Source organism: Flavobacterium sp. 102 (assembly GCF_003634615.1).
In the GTDB taxonomy this organism is placed as follows: Bacteria; Bacteroidota; Bacteroidia; order Flavobacteriales; family Flavobacteriaceae; genus Flavobacterium.
Map to the genome: position 1 here is coordinate 537,376 of NZ_RBKX01000001.1, position 17,262 is coordinate 554,637.

The following is a 17,262-nucleotide window of genomic DNA, read 5'->3' on the forward strand; positions in this document are numbered from 1 at the left end:
TATCGGGGCTAAAAGAAAAACCATTTGATTATCAGTAATCTTGTAACACAAAACAAGATTCTGAAAAACAAGTTCAGAATAAATGAAAGAAGCCAAGCAAAAAAAATACGACGTAGCCTACCTCCGAATTGCCGCCGAATGGAGCAAATTATCCTATTGTCAACGCAAGCAAGTGGGCGCCATCATCGTGCGCGACCGAATGATCATTTCCGACGGCTACAACGGAACGCCATCCGGATTTGAAAACTGTTGCGAAGACGAGGAAGGCTTAACCAAATGGTATGTTCTACACGCCGAAGCCAATGCCATTTCCAAAGTGGCACGTTCTACCCAAACTTGTGAAAATGCAACGTTGTACATCACACTTTCGCCTTGCAAAGAATGCAGCAAACTCATTCATCAGTCCGGAATCAAAAGAGTTGTTTTCAAGAATGGATATCGAGATGAATCCGGTTTAGATTTTCTACGAAAAGCCGGAATTGAAGTAACACAAATTGAAAATTTAGACTAAATCTATAACAATCTCTGCTATCCTAAAAAGATACTGACACGAGCGAAACAAACTGATGCAGTAAATAAATTCAGCATAAAATGAAATCTAAGGAAAAATACTTGCCTTTATTACTATTCTCATGCGTCGCCTTGGGAATCATCATTGGTGGTATGCTTAATTTTCCTAAACGAACACTTTCTAAGCAAAACGCCAGCAAAGCCAAAATCGAAAGACTGATTGACTTTATCAATGAGGAATATGTTGACGACGTCAATTCAGATTCAATTGTTGATTTAACAGTGAACAGCATTTTAGCCAATCTTGATCCACATTCTGTTTATATTCCGCCAAGCGAACAATCTTCGGAAGCCGAATTGATGAAAGGGGATTTTGTTGGTATTGGTGTCAATTTTTACATGTTCAATGACACGGTTACGATTGTAAAACCATTAGAAAATGGTCCGGCCGAAAAAGCAGGAATCTTAGCCGGTGACCGAATTTTATACGCCGATAAAGACAAACTATTCGGAAGAAAATTACCAACCGACAGTTTGTTCAACAAATTAAAAGGGGAAGAAGGTTCAAGCGTTTTATTAACGATTTATCGAAAAAGCACCAACAAGAAACTAAAAATTCCTGTGATTCGCGATGTCGTTCCCATTAAAAGTGTTGACACTTATTTAAAACTAAACGCCACAACCGGTTATATCAAAATCAATCGATTCGCCGAGAATACTTATGATGAATTCCGCCTAGGATTGGAACAATTGAAAAAGCAAGGCATGAAAACATTGGTGATTGATTTGCGCGACAATGGTGGCGGTTATTTAGAAAAAGCGGTTGAAATTGCCGACGAATTGTTGAAAGACAAAGAACTAATCGTTTTCACCAAAAACAAAAGAGGTGAAATCAACAAAACCTTTGCTACCGAAGAAGGCATATTTGAAACCGGAAGCGTTTATGTTTTAATCGATGAAAATTCGGCTTCTGCCAGCGAAATTTTAGCCGGTGCCATTCAGGATAATGACCGAGGAACTATTGTTGGCCGACGTTCTTTCGGAAAAGGATTAGTGCAACGCGAAATGGATTTTGATGATGGTTCGGCCGTACGTTTAACTACTTCCAGATATTACACACCCAGCGGTCGTTCAATCCAAAAACCTTATGTAAAAGGCCAAGGCGAAGTGTACAGTCATGACTATGAAAAGCGATTTGAAAACGGTGAGTTGTATGCCAAAAATAAAATTAAAGTCGCCGATTCTCTAAAATTCAAAACTAAAAAAGGCAGAATAGTTTATGGCGGCGGCGGTATCGTTCCGGATATTTTTGTGCCTTTGGAAGTGAAAAAAGGAGAAGAAAGTTTGGCTTATATTTTAAGCTCCGGTTTGGTAAGTCATTTTGTTTTTGAACAATTAGACAAAAGTCGCGACTCGTTTAAAGGAATGACATTTGACGTTTTTTTGACCAAAATGCAAAAAAACGACAGTGCTGTTTCCAAATTTGAAAGCTATTTAAAAGACTCCGGTTTGGATATGTCTTTGTCTAATAATAAAGCTTTGGTTAAAAAATTCTTGACGGCTGAATATGCCCGACAACTTTTTGGCGAAGACCAATACTACCAAATTTTATTGAAAGAAGACACCATGTTAAAAGCAATTTTGAAGTAACCTTACTTTCTAATGCTATCATGTACTTGCGCATGAACACCATTATTCCATAAAGTTAGAATATCGGTTGCAACAGCAGCGCCACTTCCGGCAGCGATTGCTAACTGACTGCGCCAACCGGCTAAAGTTCCGATCACATAAATACCTTCGGTTACTTTATGATCGATATTTTTAAGTTGGATTCTATTCTTCTCAGGAATGACTTTTTGATGTGGCATTACATATTCGGCTAAGCCTTCAATAGTAAAAGGGTTTCCAGCACCGATTCCGATAACAACAATTTTCGTTTGATAAGAATTCTGATTGGTGATAACGGTAAAATTTCCGGCTTCACCTTCTATCTTCATTACCTTTTCACCGGAAATTTGGTCGATATGCGGATACAATTGGTTTAAATGGTCAATGCTTTCCGTTAGTAATTCTGAACCTAATTTTCCTGAAGGAATTCCGTAAGCGTTATTAAAAAGTGCGTCTTGTAGCGAAGAAGCTTTTTGATGAGTGATGATGCCAATTTTTTTATCAATAACAAAAGGTTTGTTTTGAGCCGAACCCAAAATCAAGGCACAAGACATGCCAGAAACGCCACCACCAATTATCAAAACATCATACATAGAAAGGAAAATTACAAATATTAAAAATCAAATCTCAATGTTCAATCCTTTAAAATTTGAAGTTTCGGAATTGAAATTTACTTGGAATTTGGCGCTTTCAAATTGGAATTTAAAAACGTTAGTTTTTTAATTTGTCCTCGATTTTCTTTGACATTCTAAAAATCAAAAGGATTAAGACCGCACAAAATGAAGCAGCTATACCAATCAAAGCCACCATGCTGTCGCCTTCAAAAGGATTATTAAAATCAAGTAAATAAACATTTACCAGTATCAGCGCAACGGCAAGAAATATAAGTATGTTGGTGAAAATTTTCATGTAATAAATTTATGGAACAAAAATACTAATTTTTAAGGTTATGCAAATAGCCCTTTAACATTAGTCGCAAATAATTTAACAGCAATCGCCAGCAAAACTACGCCAAAAACTTTCCTTATGATGCTCAATCCGTTTTTGCTAAGCATTCTTTCAATTTTTGAAGACGATTTCAATATGGCATAAACCAATATAATATTCAACAAAATAGCAATGATAATATTTATCGACTGAAATTCGGCTCGCAATGAAAGTAATGTAGTCATCGTTCCGGCACCGGCAATTAAAGGAAAAGCAATCGGCACAATCGAAGCCGAAGTTGCTGCTTCATCGCGATATAGTCTTATCCCTAAAATCATTTCTAAAGCCAAAAAGAACAACACAAACGAACCGGCTACTGCAAATGAATTCACGTCAATACCAATCAATTTCAAAATTTCTTCGCCTACAAAAAGAAACGCAATCATGATTCCGGCCGAAACCAAAGATGCTTTTTCCGATTGAATATGACCAAATTTTGTTCTCAAATCAATAATCACCGGAATACTTCCAACGATATCAATTACAGCAAAAAGAACCATGGTTGCTGTCGCTATTTCTCTAAAATCTAAATTCATACCGTTTATTTTTTGCAAAATTAGGTTTTTAATAATTCACTTAAGCCAAATTTCATTTGTACTTTTGCATTCTTAAAATCAGATTATGTTTCAATTAGGCAAAACCATAGTTTCAGAAGACATCCTTGAAAAAGATTTTGTGTGCAACCTTTCGGCTTGTCACGGCGCATGTTGTGTTGATGGCGATGCCGGCGCACCTTTAAATAAAGAAGAAACTAAAATCTTGGAAGAAATCTATCCGAAAATAAAACCGTTTTTACGCAAAGAAGGAATAGAAGCCATAGAAAGATTAGGCACTTGGGTTGTCGGAACCGACCAAGATTTAGAAACTCCACTCATTGACAATAAAGATTGTGCTTACGTAATTTTTGACGGAAAAACAGCACTTTGCGGTATTGAACAAGCATACAATCAAGGTATAATCAACTGGAAAAAACCGGTTTCGTGTCATTTATATCCAATTAGAGTGAAAGATTTCAGCGAATTTGCAGCAGTGAATTATGACCGTTGGGATATTTGCAGTGACGCTTGTACTTTGGGTAAAGAACTTCAAGTACCGGTTTATAAATTTGTCAAAGAAGCGTTAATTCGAAAATTTGGGGAAGATTGGTATGCTGAATTGGAAAAAGTAGCGGAAGATTTAAAAAATGGGAAATAAAAAAAGCCGAAATCAAATTGATTTCGGCTTTTTTGTGGAGAATACCGGATTCGAACCGGTCACCTCTTGCCTGCCAGGCAAGCGCTCTAGCCAAATGAGCTAATCCCCCCATTTTTGGAGAGCACAAATATATAATTTTATAGAAACAAAAAGCAATTCCAAACCTATCTTTTTGAGATTTGTTATAAATTTACATAAAATTACCATTCTATGTCTGCCGAAAACCCCAATGGATTGATTGAAATCCAAATTGATAATACTATTGCAACGGTTACCTTTAGTCATCCTGCAAGCAATTCTTTCCCAAGTGATTTATTGCAAAAACTAACCGAAGAATTAAACGCTTTAAATAATAATGATAGTGTTAATGTGGTCATTCTACAAAGCACAGGCAAAACTTTTTGTGCCGGTGCTTCTTTTGAGGAATTGCTTTCCATTAATGATTTCGAAACCGGTAAAAATTTCTTTTCCGGCTTTGCCAATGTGATTAATGCGATGCGGAAATGCTCCAAGATTATCATCGGAAAAATACAAGGAAAAGCGGTTGGCGGTGGCGTTGGCTTGGCTTCGGCTTGTGATTTTGCTTTTGCCTACCAAGATGCTTCGATTAAACTATCTGAAATAGCTATCGGAATTGGTCCGTTTGTGATTGAACCGGCGGTTTCGAGAAAAATCGGAAAAACAGCGATGACCCAATTAACATTACAACCTTATCATTGGCAAACTGCGGATTGGGCTGTAGAAAAAGGACTTTATGCTGATCTCTTTGATAGTTACGGAGAATTAGACGAAAATACTTTGGCTTTCGCCAAAAAACTCGCCGGTTACAATCCGGAGGCTTTGGCTGAAATGAAGAAAGTTTTTTGGGAAGGCACTGAAAATTGGGACGAACTTTTATATCAAAGAGCAGCAATATCAGGAAGATTAGTACTTTCCGATTTTACAAAAAATGCTTTAAGTGAATTTAAAAAATAAATCATGACTCTTATTTCTCTTATTCAGCAAGTCAATATCGATGAAAAAATAAAAAATGCCCCGGATAATGGTTATTTAATCGGTATTTGGATTGGTTATGTTTTACCTTTTGTATTACTGGTTGGTGTTGCTTATTTAATGTACAGCCGTGCTAAAAAAAGACAAAACGACCAATAGCAATATTTTACTAAATTTGCAGCGTAAAAACTTCTTTCATGAGTAACATCAGAATCACCAAACAATTTTCTTTCGAAACCGGACATGCGCTTTATGGCTATGACGGCAAATGTAAAAATGTACACGGACATAGTTATAAATTGTCGGTGACGGTGATTGGCCAACCCATAACTGACATTTCGAATGTGAAGTTTGGAATGGTGATTGATTTCTCTGATTTAAAAAAAATTGTAAAAGAAGAAATCGTAGACATTTTCGACCATGCTACCGTTTTTAATAAAAACACACCGCATATTGAATTGGCTGCCGAATTGAAAAATCGTGGACATCATGTAATTTTAGTCGATTACCAACCAACAAGTGAAAATATGGTAACCGATTTTGCTCAAAAAATTAAAAGTCGTTTGCCAAAAGACATTAATTTGCATTCTCTAAAACTTCAAGAAACCGAAACCTCTTTTGCCGAATGGTATGCCTCTGACAACTAAACTGTCACACTGAGGAGTCTATGCTGAGCGAAGCCGAAGTACAGTCGAAGTGCCTTAAAAAAACTAATCTTAAATGACGATTTCACCCAATAAAAAAATATACTTCGCTTCTGACCAACACCTTGGCGCACCAACTCCAGAGTTGAGTTTTCCGCGCGAACAAAAGTTTGTCGCATGGTTAGATGAAGTCAAGAAAGATGCCGATGTTATTTTTCTTTTGGGCGATTTGTTTGATTTTTGGTTCGAATATAAAACCGTTGTTCCTAAAGGCTTCGTGCGTGTTTTAGGCAAATTAGCCGAAATTTGCGACAGCGGTATTCCGATTTACTTTTTCGTAGGCAATCACGATTTGTGGATGAGTGACTATTTTGAAAAAGAGCTAAACATTCCCGTTTATCACGACAACCAGGAATTTACTTTTAATGACAAAACGTTTTTGATTGGTCACGGTGATGGAAAAGGTCCGGGTGATAAAGGCTACAAACGCATGAAAAAAGTGTTTACGAGTCCGTTTTCGAAATGGTTATTTCGTTGGTTACATCCTGATTTGGGCGTGAAATTGGCACAATATCTTTCGGTAAAAAACAAACTGATTTCAGGCGATGCCGATGTAAAATTCTTGGGCGAAGAAAACGAATGGTTGGTGCAATACGCCAAACGCAAACTCGAAACCAAACATTACAATTACTTCATTTTTGGTCACAGACATCTTCCAATGGTCATCAAAGTAGGTGAAAACTCAGAATATGTAAACTTAGGCGATTGGATTGGTTATTTTACTTATGGGGTTTTTGACGGCGAGAATTTTGAGTTGAAAGAATATAAATAACACAAATTATTACTTTGTCATTTCGACGAAGGAGAAATCACATAACGTTAGGCTATGTTACTGAAGTGATGATTCAAAAATTCAAATTCCGGATTAAATCCCCGAATCAAATTCAACTTCTTCTCTCTTTTCCATTTTTTTAATTCTTTTTCTCTGCCTATAGCTTCTTGCACCCATGTGAATTTTTCATAATACACCAAAAATTCCAAATTGTATTTTGAAGCAAATGTTTTATTACCAAGTTCAATATTTTCTTTGTGCTGTTTCAATCTTTCTCTTAGATTGTTAGTCATTCCGATGTAGAAAGTAGATCGATAAGAATTGGTAATGATATAAACGTAATAATTATGAAAACCTTGTTGAGAGTTGAACATAATTGTTTCTTGAATTGTCTGTCCCTCATTAGTGTTGTGTGATTTCTCCTTCGTCGAAATGACAAAAAAATTCTACCTCAAATCCTTCAACCTCAACTGAACCGCTACATTGCCATTGAACTCGTTTTCATCAATACAATAAACCGCTTCAAACGGATTCTGATTCTTAACTAAATCTAATTTTTTTCCTAATCCAAATCCGATAGCACCAAAACCTTGACTACTCCCGAAACTTCGGGACTGTTTGACGAATAGTTTTAAATGGTTTTCATCGGCTCCGATTCCTTTGGCATAACCCGAATCTATTAATCCTTTCGACATAAAAACCGGTGTCATATTTTGTGGCCCAAAAGGTTCGAATTGGTTCAAAATTCTGATTAACCTTTCGTTGATATCCGCTAAATTAATTTCTGCATCCACCGAAATTTCCGGTGTTAATAAATCAGGATGAATGGTTTCTTCCACAACGGTTTCGAAAGCTTCTTTGAAAGCGGCATAATTTTCTTCTTTCAACGTCATTCCGGCGGCATACATGTGTCCACCAAATTGTTCCAAATGCTGTGCACATGCTTCCAACGCATTGTAAATATCAAAATCTTTTACCGAGCGAGCTGAAGCAGCAAGTTTGTCTCCACTTTTGGTAAAAACAACTGTCGGGCGATAATATGTTTCGGTCAATCGGGAAGCGACAATGCCGATGACGCCTTTGTGCCAATTTTTATTATAAACCACTGTTGTAAATTTTTCTGTCTCCTGATTTATTTCAATTTGATCCAGCGCTTCAATTGTAATTTGTTTGTCTAAATCTTTGCGGTCGCTATTGTGTTGCTCAATTTCAGAAGCAAAAATTTCGGCTTGGTCTAAGTCGTATTCTGTGAGTAAAGCCACGGCTTCATTGCCGTGCTTGATTCTTCCTGCTGCGTTGATTCTTGGCGCAATGATAAAAACAACATCCGTAATCGTCAGTACTTTTTTAGCTTCGCTCCGTTCGCCGTTGGATCGGGTCTTCACATTTTGAACCAAAGCTTTGATTCCCGGACGCGGATTAGCATTAATGACTTCTAATCCAAACTTCGCCAAAGTTCTGTTTTCGCCTGTCATCGGAACAATATCTGCGGCAATTGCAGTTGCTACTAAATCTAAATAGGGCAATAAATCTTCAATGGTTTGCTTTCTATTTTGGGCCAAGGCTTGTACCAATTTAAAACCAACACCACAACCGCACAATTCATCATAAGGATAATGACAATCCTCTCGTTTTGGATCCAAAACAGCAACCGCATCCGGTAAAAATTCGCCCGGACGATGGTGATCACAAATAATAAAATCGATATTTTTTTCTTTGGCGTAAGCCACATGCTCAATAGATTTAATTCCACAATCCAAAGCGATAATCAACGAACAACCATTGTCATCCGCATAATCAATGCCTTTATACGAAATCCCATAACCTTCGTCATAGCGATCGGGAATATATGTCGCCACATTAGGATAATAGCTTTTCAGATAACTCGACATCAGCGACACTGCCGTCGTACCATCGACATCATAATCCCCAAAAACCAAGATGTTTTCGCCATTGGCAATCGCGGTTTCAATTCGGGTCACGGCTTTGTCCATGTCTTTCATCAAATACGGATCGTGCAAATCAGCCAAACTCGGACGAAAAAATTGTCGGGCGGCTTCATAAGTTTCAATACCTCTTTGTACCAAAAGCATCGCGATCAATTCGTCCACTTTTAATTCAGTGGCTAGAGCTTTTACTTTTTCGGATGACGGTTTTGGTTTTAGAGTCCAGCGCATATTTATTTACGAATTGAAAATTATGAATTACGAAGTTATTATTTTTTTAAAAAAAATACTACAAATTATTTAAAAATTTAAATAACCATGTTTTCATGTCCCAAAAAAAGGTGTTTTGAAGTTATAGATATATAAATCACAAATGTTTTAAATATGAGAATCTTTAAAAAATATTATTACACTAATCGCAAAAGTAATTATAACAGAACATATATTTTTGGCGAATTAGGTATTTTAATTATCTTGATTTCCAATGGTTATAACTTTAACGATGCACTGTTAAAAGCAATTGCTTTTGGCGAACTTATAAACTGGCTTCATCCTTTTTCACTTAGAAAAGAAACTTCAAAAGAAGATATTCAAAAAATTATCAATGAAAAAACAGATGATAAAGCCAACTTAGAAAGAGTAAGAAAAGAAGCTTGCCTTTAGACAATAAAACTGAATTAATATTCGCTACTTTTGAATTATAAAATAAACAAAATGCAAATTCAAGGTCAGATTGTCGATATCAAAAACAAGCGAATTTATTCCGGTGAAGTTACAATTACCAATGGAAAAATTGTTTCCGTTGTGGAGAAAAATCACAATATCAAAAACTATATACTTCCCGGATTTATTGATGCACATATCCATATTGAAAGTTCGATGCTTGTCCCTTCTGAATTTGCTAAAATTGCCGTTTTGCATGGAACTATCGGCACCATTTCTGATCCGCATGAAATTGCGAATGTTTTAGGAAAAGACGGTGTGTATTACATGATTGACAATGGTAAAAAAGTGCCATTGAAGTTTCATTTTGGCGCGCCATCTTGTGTTCCGGCTACTTTTTTTGAAACCGCCGGTGCCGTAATTGATTCGGAACAAATCAAGGAATTAATGGCTTTACCGGATATTTATTATTTATCGGAAATGATGAATTATCCGGGTGTTCTGTTTGACGACGAAGAAGTTTTGAAAAAGATTGCTTGGGCGAAACATTTCAACAAACCTGTGGACGGCCATGCGCCGGGATTGCGTGGCGAACCTGTTAAAAAATACATTTCTGCCGGAATCACAACAGACCATGAATGTTTTACTTTTGACGAAGCCGCCGAAAAACTATCCCTCGGCATGAAAGTTATTATTCGTGAAGGAAGTGCCGCCAAAAACTTTGAAGCACTAATCGATTTGCTTCCCGACAATTTCGAAAACATGATGTTCTGTTCTGATGACAAACATCCGGACGATTTGATTTTAGGACATATCAACCAACTTTGTGCAAGAGCGGTTGCCAAAGGCATCGACGTTTTCAAAATATTACAAGTCGCTTGTATCAATCCGGTGAAACATTATAAGATGGAAGTTGGTTTACTCCAAAATAACGATGCTGCCGATTTTATCGTCGTGGAAGATTTAGTCAACTTCAAAGTAAAACAAACCTACATCGACGGAGAATTGGTTGGCGAAAACGGTCAGTCTTTTGTACCCCATGTCGAATTTGACAAACCCAATAATTTCAATACTTCCGCTAAAGTTTTAAGCGATTTTAAAATTACGAGTTCCGCCAAAACCATTCGCGTCATTGAAGCTTTGGAAGGCCAATTGATTACCAATGAAGTTCATTGTACACCAAAAATTATTGCGGGAAATTTAGTTTCCGATGTTGAAAACGACATCTTGAAAATGGCAGTCGTGAATCGCTATGAAAATGCTCCACCCGCTATTGCTTTTATCAAAAACTTTGGATTGAAAAAAGGAGCGATTGCCAGTTCGGTAGCGCATGATTGTCACAATATAGTGGTAGTTGGAACCTCTGACGAAGAAATTTTGAGTGCTGTAAACTTGATTATCCAAAATACCGGCGGGATTTGTGCCGTAAACGGTTCCGATAAAAAATCGTTGGCTTTACCGGTTGCAGGAATCATGAGTGATCAAAACGGTTGGGAAGCCGGACGTTTGTACCAAGAAATCGACGCGATGGCAAAAGAATTGGGTAGTACTTTAAAAGCGCCGTTTATGACACTTTCGTTTATGGCGCTGTTGGTGATTCCCGATTTGAAATTATCCGACAAAGGATTGTTTAGTGGCAACAGTTTTTCTTTTGTAGATTTGGAAGTAGAATAGTAACTAAAGATGCTGATTGATAAACGGATCAGCCCATTTTTCATTATTCAAAATATTCGGATCGGTCAACGTTCTAAGGAAAACAACCAGAGCCTCTTTCTGTGCCTCAGTCAAATTAAGCTGTTGCGGATTGCCATCCGGTCCTTTTAAAAATGGAGACAAATTGGGGTGATTTTTCACACCGCTATTGTAATGTTCAACAACTTGTTGCAAAGTCTGAAAACGACCATCATGCATGTAAGGGCTTCCTAAAGCTATGTTTTTTAAGGTCGGGATTTTAAAAGCACCTTTTAAACTGCTATTCGTCGGAAAAGTTTCAAAAGCCCCAAAATCATTGGTCGAAATTACATCCAATCCATTGTTTTTTGGTCCCGAGTTGACGCTTACAAAAGCTTCTGTGGCATGACAATTAACACAACCTGCGCCACCTTGGGCAACCGGTTTTAAAAAAAGTTCTTTGCCTAAATTCTCTGCGTCAGTAAAATTTGGAAATGGTGTTAGTCTTGTAGCTACTTGCGCTCTTCCTTCATCATATTTACTTTGGGAACTGACGATGCTTCTGATGAATTGTGACAAGGCTTTGGCAATTCTTTCGTTAGTTATATTTCCTGAACCAAATGCGCCCAAAAACAAATTACTATAAAAAGGGCGTTCAGAAACTCTTTGAATAATTTCAGTTTCAGTTAAGCCCATTTCGTTATGGTCTACAATCGGTTGCAAAACTTGTTCTTCCAAAGTAGCTGCACGTTCATCCCAAAAAAAACGGCCACGCACATAATACCTTTGGTTGACTAACGTAATCGAATGTCTTCTGGTTGGGGCAAAATTAAACCCAAGACTAAGCACGGGAGAATCGGTAAAGGCCAAATTCTGACGGTGACAACTAGCACAAGCAACCGTTTTATTTCGACTCAAATTTACATCATAAAAAAGCACTCTTCCCAAAGTCGCTCCGCCATCTGTAATCGGATTGTCTTCCGGAGTATTGTCGATTCCGTTGATAGAACTGGCCAAAATGCCACCATCATTGGTCGTAAAATGTGACGGTAAATTTAGATTGGAATAGTTATAAGGCGTTTCGGGTAAAGCAATAATGGCCGCAGGCGTGATCGGAACATATTTACTGTCGTCCGAACAAGAAGTACAGAGGATAAAAACTATCGCTATAACCAAAACTCTTATCATTCTTCGTGCTTTCTCTTTTCTTTTTCTGAACTTTTCCCACCAACCACAGCCACGATTTCTCCTTTTGGCGGTTTAATTTCAAAGTGTTTTAAAACCTCTGATGCTGTTCCACGGATGGTTTCTTCATGTAATTTTGATAATTCTCTGGAAACGGAAACCGGTCGGTCTGCACTAAAATATTGCACAAACTCAGCTAAAGTTTTGACCAATTTATGTGGCGAAACATAGAAAATCATCGTTCTATTTTCTTCGGCTAGCGCCAAATAACGGGTTTGTCTGCCTTTCTTTTCAGGTAAAAACCCTTCAAAAACAAATCGATCATTGGGCAAACCACTATTGACCAAAGCCGGTACAAAAGCAGTAGCACCGGGCAAGCAATCCACTTCAATATTATTTTCCACACAAGCTCTTGTCAATAAAAATCCGGGATCTGAAATTGCAGGCGTTCCGGCATCGCTAATCAAAGCAATACTTTCTCCGGCTTGCAAACGCTTCACCAAACTCTCCACGGTTTTATGTTCATTATGCATGTGGTGACTGTGCATGTGCGTCGAAATTTCGAAATGCTTAAGCAATTTTCCGCTCGTGCGTGTGTCTTCGGCCAAAATCAAATCGACTTCTTTCAAAACTTTTATCGCCCTGAAAGTCATGTCTTCTAAATTGCCAATAGGCGTTGGAACAATGTAAAGTTTGGACATTTACTTGAATTTATTCTCCACAACCTCCATAAATCTCTCGATATAATCTTCTTTGCCAACCCAATAATTATAATCAGGAATGACCATTTCATTTAGAAAATCTTTGGCTTCTGCTAAATTATCAAAAGTATTTAATTGCGAAATCACGCGGTTAAAATCTTCATTGCTTCCTGCAAAAAGATTATTGACAAAAGCTACCCTGTCGTTCAATCCGATTTCCATGGTTTTACCAAAAGATGTATTTATGGAAGTCGATTTAGGTTCGGATATTTCTTTGGTTTCGGTCACTGATTCTTTCACCAGTTCGCTATCGCTCGAGTCTGAAGAAAAAAGCGAAACTTCATTCGGCTTTACAAAAATCGGGTCGACATAGTTTTCGCCCAATAAATCTTCTAAAGCTACATGCTTGGTTCCGGGTTTTACTTCTGAAGCTGTCTCAGCCGGTTCGATTTCTTCCGCCAGTTCGCTGTCGCTCTGGTCTTCTTCATCGTCTTCAGCCAATTCAAATATAGGCTTGAAAACCGGTTCTTCTTTGGTATCAGGTTCGTTTTCGGCTACTACATCTTCCATTTGTTCTTCCGAAACAGGTTCAACGGCTTCTTCGATTTCTTCCTCTGAAACAATCTCAGCTTCTTCTTCAGTGGCTACAACAGTTTCAGGTTCTGCTTGTATTTCAACTGCTGGCTCTTCAACTTGTTTTACTTCCAAAACTACTTCTTGTGGCGTTTCTTCCTGTAAATGTTGCTCTAGTTTTCCTTCCAAAACTGCAGCTTGAACATCGTTTTTAACCGATTCAAAATTGTCTTGATAAAACTTTAAAACGGTTAATGTCTCGTATAATTTTTGGGTTTCTTTATACAATTGATCTACTTCCGATTTGTTTTTCAGTTTCAAAATTCGGTGGGCAATGCTGATTAATTCGGATTCTAATCTTTTTTTCATCTTTTGGAAATTATAGGAAATACGCTTGTATCTTTTTTATTAATTTTCTTCCGTTGCATTTATTTAACCTCGGGAAGAAGTAACGGTAATTAAAATTTTTCTACATTTGAATCGACGTAAAAATAGAAAAAAATGATGTCGGTTTGTTTTCGTTACAAAGTAATAAAAACTATTCATTTTTAGCGCAAGAAAAATACAAAATGTTTCTCGAAAATACAGTAAATCATAAAGAACAATTTGGTTGGATTGAAGTCATCTGCGGATCGATGTTTTCGGGCAAAACGGAAGAACTCATTCGCCGATTAAAAAGGGCTCAATTTGCCAAACAAAAAGTCGAAATCTTCAAACCTTCCATCGATACGCGCTACGATGAAGAGATGGTTGTTTCCCATAACAAAAACGAAATTCGCTCAACTCCTATTCCGGCAGCTGCCAATATTCGAATTTTGGCACAAGGCTGTGATGTCGTAGGCATTGACGAAGCGCAGTTTTTTGATGACGAAATTGTTGCGGTTTGCAATGATTTAGCCAATTCCGGAATACGCGTAATTGTAGCGGGATTGGATATGGATTTTAAAGGCAATCCTTTCGGACCAATGCCTGCTTTGATGGCAACCGCAGAATATGTAACCAAAGTACACGCCGTTTGTACCCGAACGGGAAATTTAGCGCATTATAGTTTTAGAAAAAATGACAATGAAAAATTGGTCATGCTTGGCGAAACCGAGGAATACGAACCTCTGAGTCGGGCTGCTTATTTCAATGCCATGCGTGAAAACATGGTGGTAAAAGATGCCGAAAACCTATCTAAAGAAGAATAATTCCTTGACACTAACCCTACGAAATATCATTCCCATCATCAAGGCCAATTGGATCGGCCAAAATGATGTAGCCATTATTGACGCAATTTCTATTGACAGTCGCTCATTGCAAAATGGTGAAAACACTTTGTTTTTTGCGATTTCCGGACCGAATAATGATGGTCATTCTTATATTGAAGAATTGATTGAAAAAGGCGTAAAGCATTTTGTTGTTACTTATATTCCTTCAGCTGTAGCCGGAAAAGCTAATTTTTTGGTAGTTGAAAATACTTTGGAAGCATTGCAGAAATTTGCTTCGTATTACCGAAGTTTATTCGAATTTCCTATCATTGGCATTACCGGAAGTAACGGTAAAACCATCATCAAAGAATGGTTAAACTTTCTTTTGAGTCCGGATTACAATATCATTCGCAGTCCGAAAAGTTACAATTCACAAGTTGGTGTTCCTTTATCCATTTTAGGCATCAAAGAAAAACACAATCTCGGGATTTTTGAAGCCGGCATTTCGACAATGAATGAGATGGAAAAACTCCAAAAAATCATTCGCCCGACGATTGGAATTTTGTCGAATATCGGTTCGGCACACGATGAAGGATTTCCTAGCGTAGCTGAAAAAATAAAAGAGAAATTAAAGTTATTTACTTCGGTCAATGTTTTGATTTTAAACAAAAACAAAACCATCAATGCCTTTGTCAATCCGAAGATTAAAACATTCAGTTGGTGTTCCGATGATAAAAGCGCGGATGTTTATATTACCAAAAAAAATATCGGCGATTTAACCGAATTGCAAGTTACTTACAAAGAAGATACTTTCCCGATTATCATTCCGTTTCAAGACCAAGCTTCGGTAGAAAATGCGATTCACTGCATGATGGTGATGTTGTATTTTGGCTACAATCACAAAGTCATTCAGACTCGAATGGCGCAATTGTATCCTGTGGAAATGCGTCTGAAAGTCAAAAACGGAATTTACAATTGTACGATTATCGATGACAGTTACAGCTCTGATTTTCAGTCGTTAAAGATTGCTTTAGACTTTTTGGAACACCAAAAACAACACAAAAAGAAAACCATAATTCTCTCCGATATTTTCCAAAGCGGATTGAACAATGAAGAACTATATTCTCAAGTTTCGCAATTGATTATTTCAAATAAAATCACTCGTGTGATTGGTATTGGCGAAACCATTTCGCAGTATAAAAGCAAATTTATCAATAGTGTTGCTTTTAACAATGTAGCCGAATTTGCAGATGCATTTGACCGATTGAATTTTGAAAACGAAACCATATTGGTTAAAGGCGCTCGCGATTTTCACTTTGAAGAAATCGTCTCGATGTTGGAAGAGAAAACCCATGAAACTGTTTTAGAAATTAACTTAAACGCGATTAGTTATAACTTAAATTTCTTCAAATCAAAATTGGCTCCCAAAACCAAAATGATGGTCATGGTGAAAGCTTTTGGCTATGGAAATGGCGGTTTCGAGATCGCTAAATTGTTGGAACACCACAAAGTCGATTATCTTGGCGTGGCATTCGCCGATGAAGGCATATCTTTAAAAAGTGCCGGAATTACTGTTCCGATTATGGTGATGAATCCTGAAACGACGAGTTTTTCGGCTATTATTCAGCATAACTTAGAACCGGAGATTTATTCGATTAAAGGGTTGAAAGCTTTCTTGAAAATTGCCGAACAAAAAAAACTAAAAAACTTCCCGGTTCACATTAAAATTGACACCGGAATGCACCGTTTGGGCTTTGAAGAAGAAAATTTATCCGAATTGATTTCCATCCTAAAAGGCAACGAAACGGTTCAAATTAAAAGTGTTTTGTCACACATGGCAACGAGTGATGATTTGAAACACGATGTTTTTGCGAAATCACAAATTGCATTGTTTGAAAAATTGTCGGCTCAATTGCTTTCAGCATTAAACATCAAACCGATTCGGCATATTTTAAACACTTCGGGCATATCCAATTATCCCGACGCACAATACGACATGGTTCGCTTAGGTATTGGTTTGTATGGGATTTCCAACGATGAAGAAGAACAAAAGTATTTGGAAAACGTTGGTACTTTAAAATCGGTCATTTCTCAAATACGAACGATTGACCAAGGCGAAAGTGTAGGTTATGGGCGAAGATTTATAGCTGAAAATGAAACTAAAATTGCCACCATTCCTATTGGTTACGCCGATGGCATTCGCAGAAGTTGGGGCAATGGCGTTGGTTATGTTGTTATCAATAACAAACAAGCCAAAATTGTTGGTAGTATTTGTATGGACATGCTAATGGTTGATGTGACTAGCATTGATTGTAAAGAAGGCAACTCGGTGATTATTTTTGGGGAAAACCCTTCTGTAAATCACATGGCCAAACAATTGAATACTATTCCCTATGAAATTCTGACCAGTATTTCACAACGCGTTAAACGTGTCTTTTTCAGAGAATAATTTTAAAAATTTGTGAATCGTTTAGAAAATTAGTTAATTTAGTATCACTATAACCA

General features: G+C 37.3%; 19 protein-coding genes and 1 tRNA gene. 11 read left to right on the plus strand and 9 right to left on the minus strand.

Annotated elements, in window-relative coordinates:
• The first annotated feature begins 82 nt into the window (after positions 1–82).
• Positions 83–511: a dCMP deaminase family protein gene (locus C8C84_RS02390; protein WP_121312008.1), complete on the plus strand. Its 429-nt coding sequence runs from the start codon at positions 83–85 to the stop codon at positions 509–511.
• 80 nt (positions 512–591) lie between these two features.
• A complete protein-coding gene (locus C8C84_RS02395; RefSeq protein WP_121312009.1) occupies positions 592–2,160 on the plus strand; it encodes a S41 family peptidase in 1,569 nt (522 codons plus the stop codon).
• A 2-nt stretch (positions 2,161–2,162) separates the two neighbouring features.
• On the opposite strand, the gene C8C84_RS02400 is transcribed toward C8C84_RS02395, so the two are convergent.
• The 3 genes from C8C84_RS02400 to C8C84_RS02410 form a co-directional block, all read right to left on the minus strand.
• Positions 2,163–2,771, minus strand: coding sequence for an FAD-dependent oxidoreductase (locus tag C8C84_RS02400; protein WP_121312010.1), 609 nt, complete (start codon positions 2,769–2,771; stop codon positions 2,163–2,165).
• A 118-nt stretch (positions 2,772–2,889) separates the two neighbouring features.
• Positions 2,890–3,087, minus strand: coding sequence for a hypothetical protein (locus C8C84_RS02405; RefSeq protein WP_121312011.1), 198 nt, complete (start codon positions 3,085–3,087; stop codon positions 2,890–2,892).
• Between the two features lie 38 nt (positions 3,088–3,125).
• Positions 3,126–3,701 (minus strand): MarC family protein, encoded by a 576-nt coding sequence (locus C8C84_RS02410; RefSeq protein WP_121312012.1) that lies wholly within the window; start codon positions 3,699–3,701, stop codon positions 3,126–3,128.
• 85 nt (positions 3,702–3,786) lie between these two features.
• On the opposite strand from C8C84_RS02410, the gene C8C84_RS02415 reads away from it, so the two are divergent.
• Complete coding sequence (locus tag C8C84_RS02415; protein ID WP_121312013.1) at positions 3,787–4,359, plus strand: DUF3109 family protein; 573 nt, start codon at positions 3,787–3,789, stop codon at positions 4,357–4,359.
• A gap of 35 nt (positions 4,360–4,394) precedes the next feature.
• Here C8C84_RS02415 and C8C84_RS02420 read toward each other — a convergent pair.
• A tRNA-Ala gene (locus tag C8C84_RS02420) sits at positions 4,395–4,468 on the minus strand.
• Between the two features lie 101 nt (positions 4,469–4,569).
• Here C8C84_RS02420 and C8C84_RS02425 point away from each other — a divergent pair.
• The 4 genes from C8C84_RS02425 (at position 4,570) to C8C84_RS02435 (ending at position 6,828) form a co-directional block, all read left to right on the plus strand.
• Positions 4,570–5,334 carry an enoyl-CoA hydratase/isomerase family protein gene (locus C8C84_RS02425; RefSeq protein WP_121312014.1) on the plus strand — a complete coding sequence of 255 codons (765 nt, stop codon included), beginning with the start codon at positions 4,570–4,572 and terminating at the stop codon, positions 5,332–5,334.
• A 3-nt stretch (positions 5,335–5,337) separates the two neighbouring features.
• Entirely contained in the window at positions 5,338–5,511 is a 174-nt protein-coding gene (locus C8C84_RS17105) for a protein BatD (protein WP_147406803.1), read from the plus strand.
• Positions 5,512–5,549: 38 nt separating this feature from the next.
• The gene (locus C8C84_RS02430) at positions 5,550–5,999 is read left to right on the plus strand and encodes a 6-carboxytetrahydropterin synthase (RefSeq protein WP_121312015.1); all 450 of its coding nucleotides are present in this window, start codon (positions 5,550–5,552) and stop codon (positions 5,997–5,999) included.
• A 73-nt stretch (positions 6,000–6,072) separates the two neighbouring features.
• Positions 6,073–6,828 carry a UDP-2,3-diacylglucosamine diphosphatase gene (locus C8C84_RS02435; RefSeq protein WP_121312016.1) on the plus strand — a complete coding sequence of 252 codons (756 nt, stop codon included), beginning with the start codon at positions 6,073–6,075 and terminating at the stop codon, positions 6,826–6,828.
• A 47-nt stretch (positions 6,829–6,875) separates the two neighbouring features.
• Here the strand turns inward: C8C84_RS02435 and C8C84_RS02440 are convergent, their stop codons facing one another.
• Positions 6,876–7,202 carry a GIY-YIG nuclease family protein gene (locus tag C8C84_RS02440; protein WP_121312017.1) on the minus strand — a complete coding sequence of 109 codons (327 nt, stop codon included), beginning with the start codon at positions 7,200–7,202 and terminating at the stop codon, positions 6,876–6,878.
• A 72-nt stretch (positions 7,203–7,274) separates the two neighbouring features.
• Positions 7,275–9,005 (minus strand): single-stranded-DNA-specific exonuclease RecJ, encoded by a 1,731-nt coding sequence (recJ, locus tag C8C84_RS02445; protein ID WP_121312018.1) that lies wholly within the window; start codon positions 9,003–9,005, stop codon positions 7,275–7,277.
• Positions 9,006–9,158: 153 nt separating this feature from the next.
• Here recJ and C8C84_RS02450 point away from each other — a divergent pair, with 153 nt between their 5' ends.
• Positions 9,159–9,437: a hypothetical protein gene (locus tag C8C84_RS02450; RefSeq protein WP_121312019.1), complete on the plus strand. Its 279-nt coding sequence runs from the start codon at positions 9,159–9,161 to the stop codon at positions 9,435–9,437.
• Positions 9,438–9,488: 51 nt separating this feature from the next.
• Entirely contained in the window at positions 9,489–11,111 is a 1,623-nt protein-coding gene (ade, locus tag C8C84_RS02455) for an adenine deaminase (protein ID WP_121312020.1), read from the plus strand.
• A gap of 3 nt (positions 11,112–11,114) precedes the next feature.
• Here the strand turns inward: ade and C8C84_RS02460 are convergent, their stop codons facing one another.
• From C8C84_RS02460 to C8C84_RS02470, 3 genes are read right to left on the minus strand one after another with little or no spacing between them, the layout of a single operon-like run.
• Entirely contained in the window at positions 11,115–12,296 is a 1,182-nt protein-coding gene (locus C8C84_RS02460; protein ID WP_121312021.1) for a cytochrome-c peroxidase, read from the minus strand.
• A complete protein-coding gene (gene rsmI / locus C8C84_RS02465; protein WP_121312022.1) occupies positions 12,293–12,994 on the minus strand; it encodes a 16S rRNA (cytidine(1402)-2'-O)-methyltransferase in 702 nt (233 codons plus the stop codon). The genes C8C84_RS02460 and rsmI overlap by 4 nt, the downstream gene beginning before the upstream one ends.
• Positions 12,995–13,936, minus strand: a complete 942-nt coding sequence (locus C8C84_RS02470; protein WP_121312023.1) for a hypothetical protein — start codon at positions 13,934–13,936, stop codon at positions 12,995–12,997.
• 200 nt (positions 13,937–14,136) lie between these two features.
• Here C8C84_RS02470 and C8C84_RS02475 point away from each other — a divergent pair, with 200 nt between their 5' ends.
• Both C8C84_RS02475 and C8C84_RS02480 read left to right on the plus strand, forming a co-directional pair.
• Positions 14,137–14,757: a thymidine kinase gene (locus C8C84_RS02475; RefSeq protein WP_121314944.1), complete on the plus strand. Its 621-nt coding sequence runs from the start codon at positions 14,137–14,139 to the stop codon at positions 14,755–14,757.
• Entirely contained in the window at positions 14,729–17,206 is a 2,478-nt protein-coding gene (locus tag C8C84_RS02480) for a bifunctional UDP-N-acetylmuramoyl-tripeptide:D-alanyl-D-alanine ligase/alanine racemase (protein ID WP_233549707.1), read from the plus strand. The genes C8C84_RS02475 and C8C84_RS02480 overlap by 29 nt, the downstream gene beginning before the upstream one ends.
• Positions 17,207–17,262 lie beyond the last annotated feature (56 nt).

Bases quoted from the DNA above. Each gene is read 5' to 3' on its own strand.
- C8C84_RS02480 (WP_233549707.1), top strand. From the start codon at position 14,729: ATGCCGAAAACCTATCTAAAGAAGAATAATTCCTTGACACTAACCCTA.
- C8C84_RS02430 (WP_121312015.1), top strand. From the start codon at position 5,550: ATGAGTAACATCAGAATCACCAAACAATTTTCTTTCGAAACCGGACAT.
- C8C84_RS02410 (WP_121312012.1), bottom strand. From the start codon at position 3,701: ATGAATTTAGATTTTAGAGAAATAGCGACAGCAACCATGGTTCTTTTT.
- C8C84_RS02435 (WP_121312016.1), top strand. From the start codon at position 6,073: ATGACGATTTCACCCAATAAAAAAATATACTTCGCTTCTGACCAACAC.
- C8C84_RS02390 (WP_121312008.1), top strand. From the start codon at position 83: ATGAAAGAAGCCAAGCAAAAAAAATACGACGTAGCCTACCTCCGAATT.
- C8C84_RS02395 (WP_121312009.1), top strand. From the start codon at position 592: ATGAAATCTAAGGAAAAATACTTGCCTTTATTACTATTCTCATGCGTC.
- rsmI (WP_121312022.1), bottom strand. From the start codon at position 12,994: ATGTCCAAACTTTACATTGTTCCAACGCCTATTGGCAATTTAGAAGAC.
- C8C84_RS02470 (WP_121312023.1), bottom strand. From the start codon at position 13,936: ATGAAAAAAAGATTAGAATCCGAATTAATCAGCATTGCCCACCGAATT.
- C8C84_RS02415 (WP_121312013.1), top strand. From the start codon at position 3,787: ATGTTTCAATTAGGCAAAACCATAGTTTCAGAAGACATCCTTGAAAAA.
- recJ (WP_121312018.1), bottom strand. From the start codon at position 9,005: ATGCGCTGGACTCTAAAACCAAAACCGTCATCCGAAAAAGTAAAAGCT.
- C8C84_RS02425 (WP_121312014.1), top strand. From the start codon at position 4,570: ATGTCTGCCGAAAACCCCAATGGATTGATTGAAATCCAAATTGATAAT.
- C8C84_RS02450 (WP_121312019.1), top strand. From the start codon at position 9,159: ATGAGAATCTTTAAAAAATATTATTACACTAATCGCAAAAGTAATTAT.
- C8C84_RS02460 (WP_121312021.1), bottom strand. From the start codon at position 12,296: ATGATAAGAGTTTTGGTTATAGCGATAGTTTTTATCCTCTGTACTTCT.
- C8C84_RS02440 (WP_121312017.1), bottom strand. From the start codon at position 7,202: ATGTTCAACTCTCAACAAGGTTTTCATAATTATTACGTTTATATCATT.
- C8C84_RS02405 (WP_121312011.1), bottom strand. From the start codon at position 3,087: ATGAAAATTTTCACCAACATACTTATATTTCTTGCCGTTGCGCTGATA.
- ade (WP_121312020.1), top strand. From the start codon at position 9,489: ATGCAAATTCAAGGTCAGATTGTCGATATCAAAAACAAGCGAATTTAT.
- C8C84_RS17105 (WP_147406803.1), top strand. From the start codon at position 5,338: ATGACTCTTATTTCTCTTATTCAGCAAGTCAATATCGATGAAAAAATA.
- C8C84_RS02400 (WP_121312010.1), bottom strand. From the start codon at position 2,771: ATGTATGATGTTTTGATAATTGGTGGTGGCGTTTCTGGCATGTCTTGT.
- C8C84_RS02475 (WP_121314944.1), top strand. From the start codon at position 14,137: ATGTTTCTCGAAAATACAGTAAATCATAAAGAACAATTTGGTTGGATT.